The sequence below is a fragment of the Streptomyces prunicolor genome (assembly GCF_045162825.1).
GTDB lineage: Bacteria > Actinomycetota > Actinomycetes > Streptomycetales > Streptomycetaceae > Streptomyces > Streptomyces prunicolor.
The window spans coordinates 1,455,493-1,467,951 of the sequence record NZ_CP108676.1; the positions used below are offsets into that span (position 1 = coordinate 1,455,493).

General features: G+C 70.5%; 8 protein-coding genes. 1 reads left to right on the forward strand and 7 read right to left on the reverse strand.

All coding sequences use genetic code 11. The features are described from left to right. Positions 1-419 precede the first annotated feature (419 nt). The 6 genes from OG588_RS06540 to OG588_RS06565 all read right to left on the reverse strand — a co-directional run bounded on the left by OG588_RS06540 (position 420) and on the right by OG588_RS06565 (position 11,072). A complete protein-coding gene (locus tag OG588_RS06540; RefSeq protein ID WP_405946455.1) occupies positions 420-1,658 on the reverse strand; it encodes a PucR family transcriptional regulator in 1,239 nt (412 codons plus the stop codon). 131 nt (positions 1,659-1,789) lie between these two features. Further along, a complete protein-coding gene (locus tag OG588_RS06545) occupies positions 1,790-2,791 on the reverse strand; it encodes an alpha/beta hydrolase (protein ID WP_405946456.1) in 1,002 nt (333 codons plus the stop codon). Positions 2,792-2,833: 42 nt separating this feature from the next. Then, positions 2,834-6,901, reverse strand: a complete 4,068-nt coding sequence (locus OG588_RS06550) for a beta-ketoacyl synthase N-terminal-like domain-containing protein (protein WP_405946457.1) — start codon at positions 6,899-6,901, stop codon at positions 2,834-2,836. Continuing rightward, entirely contained in the window at positions 6,898-8,700 is a 1,803-nt protein-coding gene (locus OG588_RS06555) for a fatty acyl-AMP ligase (protein ID WP_405946458.1), read from the reverse strand. The genes OG588_RS06550 and OG588_RS06555 overlap by 4 nt, the downstream gene beginning before the upstream one ends. 66 nt (positions 8,701-8,766) lie before the next feature. Next, complete coding sequence (locus OG588_RS06560) at positions 8,767-10,374, reverse strand: acyl-CoA carboxylase subunit beta (RefSeq protein WP_405946459.1); 1,608 nt, start codon at positions 10,372-10,374, stop codon at positions 8,767-8,769. Positions 10,375-10,700: 326 nt separating this feature from the next. Continuing rightward, a complete protein-coding gene (locus OG588_RS06565; protein ID WP_405946460.1) occupies positions 10,701-11,072 on the reverse strand; it encodes a winged helix-turn-helix transcriptional regulator in 372 nt (123 codons plus the stop codon). 105 nt (positions 11,073-11,177) lie between these two features. Between OG588_RS06565 and OG588_RS06570 the strand changes: the two genes are divergently transcribed. After that, positions 11,178-11,546: a DoxX family protein gene (locus tag OG588_RS06570; protein ID WP_405946461.1), complete on the forward strand. Its 369-nt coding sequence runs from the start codon at positions 11,178-11,180 to the stop codon at positions 11,544-11,546. 256 nt (positions 11,547-11,802) lie between these two features. Here OG588_RS06570 and OG588_RS06575 read toward each other — a convergent pair whose 3' ends face one another. Then, positions 11,803-11,991 carry a hypothetical protein gene (locus tag OG588_RS06575; protein WP_405946462.1) on the reverse strand — a complete coding sequence of 63 codons (189 nt, stop codon included), beginning with the start codon at positions 11,989-11,991 and terminating at the stop codon, positions 11,803-11,805. Positions 11,992-12,459: the final 468 nt, after the last annotated feature.

Genomic DNA, 12,459 nt, shown 5'->3' on the forward strand with positions numbered 1-12,459 from the left:
GTACTGCCTAGCGGAACGCCGGCAGCCCGCGAAGGGGTCGGCCGTAACCGCTTTCTGGTGCGCCAATGTAGTGGAGAGTCTGTGCACCTCTTGTGTCTGCCTTGTGAACCGTGGCGCAAAATCGCGGGTGCTCAATGGATTGACCGGAAACCAATTCGGACGTTTTCACTTCGGGGGTGCCGACAGGACGGGATGGACTCGAGGATTCGAATGCAGGTCAGCGCGCCATTCCACGGTCGGGAAACCCCGACGACCTCACTCGCCGAATACCATTGGTCCATACCGCAAAAGAGTGTCTGGAACCGGCTTAACACTTGCCTCGATAAAGCCCTGAACAGCAGAAACGGCCCGTCGGATGAACCGACGGGCCGTCACGAGAGATAGCTGCCAGGAATGCAAAAAATGGCGAACGGAGTTAGTCAGTCGCGTGACAAAGGCGAGCCCGGTTTTTGTTCGCCTGTGAGTAACGGGCGAGCTGATTCCGATGCGAAGGCGGAATTCGCCCGCAGGGCCAGTTCCAGTTCGAAACGGGTCTCTGAATCCTGTAGGGACTCGCCGAACAGTTTCTCCAACTGACGCATGCGATAACGCACCGTCTGCGGATGGATGTGCAGTCGCAGGGCGGTGCTGTTGACACTGCTCTCACACTGCAGCCAGGCCAATAACGTCTCCGCCAGCCGGTCGCGCTGTGGCGCCGGGATTCCGGCCAGCGGCGCCAGGACCCGGTGCGACAGCGCCCGGACCAACGGTTCGTCCGCGTAGAGGATCAGCGTCGTGAGGTGGTCGGCGCACCGGAGCACGCCCTCGCCCGGCAGGACACCGCGCCGCATGAGCGAGAGGGCTCGGGCGGCCAGGCGTAAGGAGTCCGCGGTCTGCGAGAGCGGGACCGTCGGCCCGACCGCGGCGGGCCGGCCCCGCAGCGCCGAGGCGAGAGCGTGTCCACGCGAGGAGCCGGGCACGTCCGGGTCCGGGATGACCAGGCGCGCCGGGCGGGCGGTCATGTCCGCCAACACCGCGGTGGGCAGCAGCAGTTCGTCACCCTGCTGCTGCTCGGTGCCGCCCACCGCTATGACGGCGGCCCGCTGCGGCAGGGGCCAGCTCGCGGTGCGGGCGAGTTCCGCGACGGCCTCCGCGGAGGCGGGCGGATCGGCGAACAGCAGGTCCAGCAGGCGCATACGGCGCCGTTGCAACTCGCCCGTGCTGCGCAGCTGAGCCTCGGTGTGGCCTTCCGTGGCCGCCTGCATGATCTCGTGCATATGAGTGAAGCCCGCGTCCGCGAGTGCGGCCACCTCGCTCGAATCCAACTCAAGCTCCTCGGCGGCTTTCATCATCCGTCGCCAGGCGGCCCGTCCGCCGAGCCGGAGCGCGGCCTGCAGCACTTCGAGGCCGCGTCCTTCGCCGGCTTCGCCACGCCCGATCGCCTGGTAGGTGTGGACGACGTGTCCCCCCTCCCGGCCGGTGTCGGCGATGCGGTCCACGAAGAGGGTCAGGGCCTGACGGACTCCGGCTCTGATCGTCCGCACGTAGGCGTCATCGGCCGGTCTTGTGTACTCGGGCACCTGAAGCTGTACCTCGCGCGCCACCTCCGCGGCTATGTCATCGAGATGGGGGCGCAGAAATTCTGCCAGTCGCTGAGGAACGGCGACGAAAGGATCCATGTGGCGTGCTCCTACCGCTCGGTCAAGGCGGTCCGAACGCCGACGATATCCCCCGCCGAACTCCGTTGGCCTGTACGCGAGTTACAAGGCGGAGCTTCGATTTTGTCCGTGCGTGACAAACCCGGTACGGGTCAGGCCGGCAGCCCGAGCGCACCGGCGAGAACCGGCCACGAGGTGGCGAACTCCCGCTTCCAGTCGCTCCATTGGTGTCCGCCGCCCTGATACAGGTGCTGGGTGGCCGGGACGCCCAGTTGCCCGAGTGCGGTGACGAAGCTCTGTGTGGAGGGTGCCACCAGACTTTCCAGGACCCCGGGCAGCAGAGAGCCGATGCCGCTGCTGATGAGCTGCGCGAGCGCGAGGATGGTGCCGAGCCCTCCGTTGAGACTGCCGCTGCCGACGGAGACGTAGAGCGCGGTGCCGCGCAGTGCGCTCGCGTGCGTCAGGGGGTTGAAGTCCTGCCAGGTGGCGGAGTTGAGCGTCGGGTCGCCCCACAGCGACAGGGGGTTGAGGCTCTCCCGTCCCACGATCGCCTCGATGATCGTCGGCATCGTCGTCGTGGTGGTGTCGGGGATGCCGCTGTACGACGCGGCGGCCACGAACGTTCCCGGGTGGCGGGCCGCGTGTGCCATGGCGCCGTATCCGCCGGTCGAGACCCCGGCGACGGCCTGCACGGTGGAGGCCCGGTATCCGGCGCGCAGGATCGCCGGGACCTCCTGGTGCTGGAAGGTCTCGTAGTCGAGGCCGGTCTGCCAGCGGGTGGGGATGCCGGTGGGCCCGCCGTCCGGCATGGCGACGATCAGGTCCCGGTCCGCGGTGAACGCCTCGATGTCGGTCTCACGGGTCCACGAGTTGTAGTCGTCGTGCGCGCCGTGCAGCAGATGGAGCACCGGCCAAGTGCGGCTCGGCTGGGCGGCGTACGAGGTCGGCAGGATGATCCGCACGGGCGCGGTGCGGCCCAGTGCGGCGGAGGGGACGCCCAAGTCGTAGGTGCGGGGCCCCAGTTGGGTGACGGTGACGTCGGCGGCCGAGGCTCTCCAGGCCCCGGTGAGCACGCCCGCGACACCGAGTGCGGCGGCCTTGGCGACGGTGCGACGGGACAGACCTTGGCGGGGAACGGACGGACGGTCGGACATGGCGGGCGGCTCCTTGTGAAGTGACGTCGGGGAGCTGGGTGTTCAGCCGAGCACCCGGTTGAGGTGATCGGCGATCGCCTGGGCGTGCGGCGGGTCGAGGAGCGACAGGTGGTGTCCGGGGATGCGGACGACCTCCAGGTCCGGGCACAACTCGTCCCAGCCGAGGGCGTCGTCCGTGCGCTCGTACGCCGGGTCGCGCACCGTGTGCGGGGCGGGCTCGGTGGCGCGGTAGAGGATCACCCGGCCGTCGTAGGACCAGGGGGTGTGCGCCTCGCCGGTCCGCAGGTCCAGGTAGGAGGCGCGCTGGTGACGGAGCGCGGCGGGCGGGATGTCTGCGACCGAACTCAGAGTCTCCAGTACCAGGTCGATCCGGCCCCGGTCGTCGAGACCGGCCAACTCCAAGTAGGGCAGCTCTAGTTGTACGTCGTAGGTGCGGGAGGCGTACGCGGCGAATCCCTCGAAGTGCTCTCGCGCCACGTCCCATGCCGTCCGTCCGAGCGGTCGGGGCAGCGGACGTACGGCGTCGATGAGCACCACCGCCTCAGGGGGTGCGAACTCGGCGGCAAGCAGCCGGGCGGTCTCCTGGGCGACGAACCCGCCGAACGACCATCCGCCGATCCAGTAGCGACCGTCGGGCCACGCCTTCCGGATCGCCTCCGCGCACAGCCTCGCCTTCTCGGCGACGGTGTCCGCCTCCTCGACACGGTCCAGCCCGTACACCGGCATGTCCGGTGCCAACAGCCCGGCGAGCGGCCGGTAGACGTCCGGGGTACCGCCAGCCGCGTGGGCCAGGATCAGCGGAGGGCGGTCGCCTGCCGGGCGCAGCGCACGCAAGGGATACGGCACGCGTCGGCCGGCCCGGACGGACACGATCGCAGCGGGCGGGGACCGGAGTTCCGACTGATCGTGGTGTGCGGCGTGGGTGATCGCGTCGGCGGCCGACTGGACGGTGTCGGCCCGCATCAGGTCGCGCGTCGAGGGCGCGGCGCCGAACTCGCGCTCTACGGCTGCGCGCAGGCGGACGATCATGAGCGAGTCGAGGCCGAGGTCGGTGAGCGGGGTGTCGGGGGTGATCCGCTCCGGCAAGTGGCCTGCGACGGCGGCGATATGGCGGATGAGCCGCTCGGTGACAGTGCCGTCGACGGCCAACGGGACTGGCCCGGACGGCAGTTCAGGGAGTCCGCGCCCGCCGTCCGGGAGAGGCTGCTCGGCCGTCCACCAGTGGCGGGTGTGGCGCCAGGTCGGGAGGGGGACGTCGATGACCTCGCCGTGCGGGTGGAGGAGGCGGGTCGGGAGGGGGTGGCCTGCGGCGTACAGGGCGGCCAGTTGGAGGCGGAAGGTGAGGGCGGGTTCGTTGCCTCTGCGCAGGGTGGGCAGGTGGAGGGCGTCGGGCAGGGTCTCGGCGAGGGCGTGCAGGAGCACGGGGTGCGGGGAGATCTCGATGAACGCGGTGTGCCCGTCGACCGCGGCGGCGGCCAGCGCACCGGCGAGCCGGACCGGACGGCGCAGGTTCTCCGCCCAGTGCCCGGCGTCGAAGACACACGGTCGGGTCGGGTCGTCGTGGACGGTGGAGTAGACCCGGACGGTGCCGCCGCTCCGGCCGCCGATCCCGCCGAGGGCGGCGGTCAGTTCGGGCAGCAGCGGTTCGACCTGGGGCGAGTGCCCGGCGCCCCGGACGGGCATGGTGCGGGTTTCGCGGCCTTGCGCGGCGAGATGCTCGACGAACCGCGCGACGGCGGCTGCCTCGCCGGTGACGATCTTCTGTGCGGGCGACGAGTCCACGGCGAGGTGCACACCGGGGAACTCCCGTTCCAGGTCGCCGAGTTCGTCGTCGGTCAGGTCCACGACGGCCATCGATCCGCCGCTCAGTGTGGCGAGGAGCCGGGACCGTACGGCGATGACGCGGGCGCCGTCGGCGGGGTCGAGCGCCCCGGCGACGACGGCCGCCGCGACCTCGCCCATGGAGTGTCCGATGACGGCGGCGGGTTCGACGCCGTAGGAGCGCCAGAGTTCGGCGAGTGCCAACTGGGTTCCGTAGAGGAGAGGTTGGGTGGTCTCCACCTGTCGTAGGTCGTCGTCCGTGCAGTCGTCGAGGAGTTCGTACAGGGAGATGCCGCACGCGGCGGCGAGCACCGGTTCCAGTTTCTCCACGGCGGCGGCGAACGCGGGCTCGCGGACGAGGAGTTGACGTCCCATCGCGGCCCACTGGGTGCCGTAGCCGGAGAAGACCCAGACCGGGCCGGGGGCGAGTCGGTCCCGGTCGCCGGTGCTGACGCGCGGGTGGGGGTGGCCGGCCGCCAGCGCGCGCAGTGCGGTGGTGAGGGCGTTGCGGTCGTGGGCGACGACGGCCGCGCGGGCGGGGCCGCGGCCGGTGCGTCCGCCGAGTGTGCGCCCGATGTCCTGGAGCCGGGCGGCGCTCCCGGCGGGTGTGTCGAGCCAGTCGGCGAGTCCGGCGGCGGTGTCCCGGACCCGGGCCGGGTCGGCGTCGCTGAGCTGCAACAGGCCGATGGAACCGTGGGTGTTGATGGCGCGCTCGGCAAGCCGGCTGGGCTGCCACTCCTCCAGTACGGCGTGCGCGTTGGTGCCGCCGAAGCCGAAGGCGGAGACTCCGGCGGTCGCGGTTCCGCCGTAGCGGGGCCAGGGTTCGGGTTCGGTGACCACCCGCAGTCGCTCGTCGTCGAGGGCGGGCCGGGCGCAGTGCAACGAGCCGGGGATGATGCCGTGGTGGAGTGCGAGGACTGTTTTGACCAGCCCTGCGACTCCGGCGGCTGCCTCCAGGTGGCCGAGGTTGCTCTTGACCGAGCCGAGTAACAGCGGCTGGTCCGGGTGGCGATCGCGACCCAGTATGTCGGCCAGCGCACCCGCTTCGATGGGGTCGCCGAGGGGCGTGCCGGTGCCGTGCGCCTCGACGTAGTCCACGGTCGCCGGATCGAGGCCGGCTCGCGCATAGGCCGCTTCGAGGAGAGCGCGCTGGGCCGTCGGGTTGGGTGCCATGAGGCCGTTGGAGCGGCCGTCGGAGTTGACGGTGGTGGCCGTGATGACGGCGAGGACCCGGTCGTCGTCGCGCAGCGCGTCGCTGAACCGCTTGAGCACCACCACGGCGCAGCCCTCGGCACGGCCGATGCCGTCGGCGGACTGGGAGAACGGTTTGCAGCGGCCGTCGGGCGCCAGGGCTCCGGCGCGGCCGAACGCGACGGTGACGGCGGGTGAGAGCAGCACGTTGGTCCCGGCGACAAGTGCCGTGTCGCATTCGCCGCCGCGCAATGCGGTGCAGGCCTGGTGGACGGCGACGAGTGAGGAGGAGCAGGCGGTGTCGACGGCGATGCTCGGGCCGCGCAGGTCGTACACGTAGCTGAGCCTGCCCGCCGAGACCGAGGTGGCGGCTCCGGTGGTCGCCCAGGGGTCGACGGTCGCCGGGTCGGCGCCGGTGAGGTGGCCGTAGTCGTGGGCCGAGATGCCGACGAAGACGCCGGTCGCGGTTCCCGCCAGAGACGCGGCGGGGATGGCCGCGTGATCGAGGGCTTCCTGGGTGACTTCCAGCAGCATGCGCTGCTGCGGGTCCATCGCGTCGGCCTCGCGCGGGGAGATGTGGAAGAAGGTGGAGTCGAACCCGGTGAGGGTGGTGTCGTCGAGGTATCCGCCCCAGATGTTGGCGTCCGGCGGGACCTGCGTGGCGAAGTCCCGCCAGCGTCCCTCGGGCACCCGGCCTATGGCGTCGGCGCCCTCGACGAGCAGCCGCCAGTAGTCACCGGGTCCGCGCACACCGCCGGGGAGGCGACAGCCGACGCCGACCACGGCGACCGGTTCGTCGTCGTCGACGGCAATCTCCCGGGGAACGAACGCGGTCTCCGGGACGGGCTCCAGGCTGTTACTGAGCAGAGCGACCAGACCGTCGACGGTGGACGTCTCCCACAGCAGGGTCGGGGGCAGTTCCCGGCCGAGTGCGTGGGAGAGCTCCGCGGCGACCACGACCGCGTCGCGGGAGGACATCCCGAGCTCGGCCAGCGGCCGGTCCACGGCGATGTCCGCCTCGGGAACCCCGGACCAGTGGGCGATCCGTTCGACGACCAGGCGCCGCAGGTCGGCGGAGTCGGCCGGGATCGCGCTCATTCCGTGCCTCCCTCGGGGCGGTCGTAGGAACCGTCGAGGAAGCGCGCGCGGGTCAGCGTGCGGGAGATCTTGCCGCTGGAGGTGCGGGGCACTGTGCCGGGTGGGAGGAGCAGCACGTCGGCCAGTCGCAGGCCGTGCCGGGCGGAGACGGCGGCGCGCACGGCGGTGGCGACCTCCTTGGGGTCACGGGCCGGTGCGTCCAGACCGCGTACATGCTCCGCGACGATCACGGCGCCCTCCGCCGCGATGGTGGCCCCGGCGCCGGGGACGTGCCCGGCGGGCACCGCGAAGGCCGCCAGACGGTCGGGGCGTATCGCCAGGTGGGCAGCTTGTGCGGTGTTCTCGATGTCCTGCGGGTAGTGGTTGCGTCCGTCGACGATGATCAGGTCCTTCAGGCGCCCGGTGACGAGGAGTTGACCGTCGAGGACCGTGCCGAGGTCGCCGGTGCGCAGCCAGGGGCCGGGAGTGTGCGCGAGTCGGGCCTGGAAGGTCTTGCGGGTCTGCGGGCCGCGCTCCAGGTAGCCACGCCCGATGTTGGGTCCCTGCACCCAGATCTCGCCCACCTCCCCCGCGGGCAGGACGGTGGCGGTGGCGGGGTCGACGATGCGTACCGCCTGGCCGACGGGTTCACCGCAGGCGGCGAGCAGAACCGCGGCGGGGTCATCGGGTGGGACGGGCAGGGCCTTGCCTGCCGCCAGTGCCTCGCGGTCCAGGGCGTATCGGCGCAGCGGCTGTCCGGGCCGGTGGGCGCTGACGAAGACGGTGGCTTCGGCGAGACCGTAGGACGGGCAGTGGACGTCGGCCGAAAGGCCCTGTCCGGCGAAGGCCGCGCCGAACCGATCGGCGGTTTCGGGCCGCACGGGTTCACTGCCGTTGATGAGCGCGGCGATCCGGTCCAGCCGTAACCCGGCCTTGTCCTCCTCGGCGACGACGGCCGCGCAGTAGTCGTACGCGAAGTTCGGTGCCGCGCTGAGGGCGTTGGGGTGCTCGGACAGCAACTGCAGCCAGCGGGCGGGCCGTTGGAGGAAGGCGAGGGGATCCATCAGGACGGACAGCAGTCCGCGCACGACGGGAGTGGCGACGCTGAGCACCAGTCCCATGTCGTGGTAGAGCGGCAGCCAGCCGACCATGGTGAGACGGCGGTCGTCGGCGCCGTACGCGGTGAGCGCCTGGCCGGCGTTGGCGACGACGTTCGCGTGCGAGATCTCAACGCCGGTGGGGAACCGGGTCGATCCGGAGCTGTACTGGAGGTAGGCGGTCGACTGTTCGTCCAGAGCGGGAGGCTGCCACGCGTCGGCCTGGTCGTCGGAGACGAAGTCCGTGACGATCAGCCGGTGACGCAGGCCGTGCGCGTCCAAGAAGGTGCCTACGGTCTCGGCCGCGGCGCTGGTGGTGAGTACGGCCGAGGGCTGCGCGTCGTCCAGGACTCCGGCCAGGCGGTCGCCGTGTCCGGGCAGATCGGGGGTGAACATCGGTACGGCGACGGTGCCGGCGGTCAGCGCGGCGAGAAAGCCGATGACGTATTCGGTGCCCTGGGGACAGAGAACGGCGACGCGTTCGCCGGGGGCCACGGTGTCCGCGAGCCGGGCGGCGACCGCCCGGGTCCGTACGTCGACGCGCTGCCAGGTGAGGGTGCGGTGGCTGCCCCGTAACCCGGACGAAGAGTGGTCGACGAAGGTGAACGCCGGTCGGATGGGGGCGTGTTGGGCCCAGTGCGCGAGGTAGGCGGGGAGCGTGGTCGGGCGGTCCGGCGCTGCTGAGGTTGTGCCGGGGGCGTGCGGAAGGGCGTGCGCGGGCATGGGGGAACTCCTCACGTCACAAGTGGTGTCCCCGTCCGGAGCGATGCGGTCAGGGCTTCGCGTCACTCACAGCGGGATGTTGCCGTGTCGCCGGTCGGGGACGGCGGCACGTTTGGTGCGCAGTGTGTGCAGGGCCCGGGTGATGTGCGCCCGGGTGGTGCTCGGTGCGATGACGGCGTCGATGTAGCCGCGCGCGGCGGCCGCGTAGGGGGTGGCCCAGGCCGTCTCGTACTCCGCCACGAGCTTCGCCCTCAGGTCCGCCGCGGTCCGCTCGCCGACCGCGGCCGCCGCGGCGAGTTCACGGCGGTGCAGGACGGTGACCGCGCCCTCGGACCCCATCACGGCGATCCTGGCGCTGGGCCAGGCGAGGTTGACATCGGCTCCCAGGTGCTTGGAGCCCATGACCGCGTATCCGCCGCCGTAGGCCTTGCGGACCACGACGGTGACCTTGGGGACGGTGGCCTCGGCGTAGGCGTACAGCAGCTTGGCGCCGCGCCGGATGATCCCCGTCTGTTCTTGTTGAGTCCCCGAGAGGTAGCCGGGAACGTCGGCGAAGGTCAGCAGCGGGATGCCGAACGCGTCGCAGAACCGCACGAACCGCGCGGCCTTCTCGGAGGCGTCGATGTCGAGCGCACCGGCGCTGTGCAGCGGCTGGTTGGCGACGACGCCGACGGAACGGCCCTCGATCCGGGCCAGCGCGCAGAGGATGTTGGGCGCGAACAGCTCGTGCACCTGGAGCAGTTCACCGTCGTCGACGACCGTGCGCAGGATCTCGCGCATGTCGTACGCCGTCTCGGGCCGGTCGGGGATGAGACCGTCCAGGCGCAGGTCGTCGGGGGTGGGTTCGAGGGTGCGGGGTGTCAAGGCGTACTCGGGCGGGCTGTCGCGGTTGTTCGCCGGAAGGTAGCCGAGCAGGACCCGGACGAGGTCCAGGGCGTCGTCCTCGTCCTCGGCGAGGAAGTGGGCGTTGCCGTTCCCGGAGCTGCTGGCGCGAGCACCACCAAGCTCCTCGGCCGTCGTACGCTCCCCCGTCACGGCCTCGATGACGTCCGGGCCGGTGACGAACATGTGCGAGGTGCCGTCGACCATCACGGTGAAGTCGGTCATGGCCGGCGAATAGGCGGCACCGCCCGCGCACGGGCCCATGATCACGGAGATCTGCGGGATGACCCCCGAGGCCTGGACGTTGCGGTGGGCCAGTTCGGCGTAGAGCGCGAGCGAGGAGACGCCCTCCTGGATGCGGGCGCCACCGGAATCGTTGAGGCCGATGATGGGGCACCCTGTCTTCAGGGCCAGGTCCATCGTGCTGACGACCTTCTCCCCGCACGCCTCGCCCATGCTGCCGCCGTAGACGGTGGCGTCCTGCGCGAAGACACACACCGGGCGCCCGCCGACGGTGCCTGAGCCAGTGACCACACCGTCGCCGTACGCCGCGTCATCGGGGCCGCTGCGGGCGCGTACCAGCGCGCCGGTCTCGACGAAGGATCCCCGGTCCAGCAATCGGGCGACGCGTTCACGGGCCGTGAGCCGGCCCCGGGCCGTCTGCCGGGCGACGGCTGACGCGGAGCCACCCGCGAGGGCTCGCTCCTGTCGGGCGGCGAGGTCCGCAAGACGTGCCGCCGTTGTACGCGCGACGGGCGCGGGTAATCCCAGGGTTTCCGCGGTCGAGGTCACAGCCACCTCCTTCGGGGGTTGCGAGCATGGCAGCTCCGCGAGGTGCGGTCTTCCTTTCCGCCGGCAATGTGAAGTTGTTGAGTGGTCTGGGGGTCCGCGTTCATAGAGGGACTACAAACGGACTGTGGTCTCTCGGTCCGGCCACAGTCACGATGGCGCGTCCGCGACCGAGCGCAGGCACTGTTGCCGGGGCCGGAGCAGTCCTGGCAGGCGACGGAGGCGTCCGCCCGTGAACTGGACGCAGAGCTGCCGCATCCACTGTCCGAAGTCGTCATCGCCGCCACAAACGTGCTGCGGCGCAAGCCACTTGGAGATCGGATCAAGGACTACTTACAGGACCTACGATTGGCATTGATGTGCTCGTGGTTGGCCATCGCCCACTCGGCGAGCGCCATCACCAGCGGCACCAGCGTGCGGCCCAACTCGGTCAACTCGTACTCGACCCGAGGCGGTACCTCGGCGTAGGCGGTGCGCACGAGCAGACCGTCCTCGACCAGGTTTTTGAGCGTGAGCGTCAGCATCCGCTGCGAGATGCCGGCAACGGCCTGCTCCAGCTCACCGAACCGCAGCGGGTCGGCACGCAGGGTGCCGATCACCAGCAGGCTCCACTTGTCGCCGATCCGGTCCAGTACCTCGCGGACCGCGCCGCCGTCCCGGATCCGCAGCGGGCTGTCGGCCTTGCGTGTGACCTTCGCCATACCTGAACCTCCTTCCTGGACACATACATCGATGTGCCTTTTGTGGCCGACCCCATGCGCACAGACCATCAGGCCACGCACAAGTGCCAACGATTGGGGAATACGGTGAACGTCGCACTGTGGACCGTCCAGGGCCTGCTCGCACTGGTCTACCTCGCCGCGGGCGGGCTCAAGGTCGTACGGCCGCGCGAGCAGTTGGTCGCGTCGGGCAACTTCGACTGGATGAAGGACTCGTCGGACACCGCGGTGAAGGCGGTCGGCCTGGTGGAGATCCTCGGCGCGCTCGGCGTGATCCTGCCCTGGCTGACCGGGATCGCCCCGATCCTCACCCCAATAGCCGCGACCGGTCTGGGCGTCGTGCAGATCGGCGCGCTCCGGGTGCACCTGGTCCGCAACGAACGCCGACCGTTGCCCGCCAACGTGCTCCTGCTGCTGCTCGCCGCCTTCGCCGCGGTCGGCCGCTTCCTGGGCTGACCGGTCGTTCCAGTGCGTCCCACCAGTTCCGCGTTGCTGACGATGTCGGTCAGCCGTCCGGCCGGATGGTCGGTCGCTGCGGGTGGCCGCGACCAGCTCGGTGGTGGTGCCGGCAGCAAGGCGTCGCTGCCCAAGGGCAGTTACGAACTCGGCACGTCCTGCGTCGGCAGCGACCGCGACGACGCCGTCGTCGGCGGTCACGGTATGCAGGGGCACCGCCCGGAGGATCGCTCCGGTCGGTGCCCCTGCGTGTCAGTCAGTCGCGCTGTTCCCGAGAGCCGAAGACCGATCGGATCACGGCGTTTCCACGGCGCCGTTTGTGCCAGTCGCTGCGGATGTCGAAGATCTCCTTCTCCAACGCCGCGTCCTGCGACTCGTCCGCCCAGACGACCGCCATCTCCTCGATCAGTTGAGGCGTGTCCTCGTCCGCGGCCCCAGAAGTCATCGGCCCTGAGCTGGTCAACCGCTGTGCTTCTTGGGTCCTCGCTGATGTAGAACGCCCAGGAGTCATTGATCTCGGCTGCGAGCAGCAGATACGACCCCTCGTACTCGCCTGCGGTGATCCGACCGACCCTGCCGTCCTCCGGCCAGGACTCACGGTCTATCGGTATAGTCCCCACCGCCAGATCCTCACATGGTCCCCGGTAGGCGCGCTGCCCCTTCGACCGCATTCTGGCACCGTTCTTCGCTACCCCTCGGACAGCCCGCGGCCGGTCCACATCCGCCCCGCGAGCCAAGCGGTGGAACGGGTGGCCCTGATGTTGGCACCGGCGACGTTGAGCCTTGTGCCATGCGGGCGACGCGCGCCTCGACCAGCGTGCGTCGAGTGTTTCCTGGAGTGCGCTCCCAGCGAGCGTCCATGTACTCCCGGGCCACCTCATACCACGTGGTCCGCTGGCGCAGCGCGCGCAGC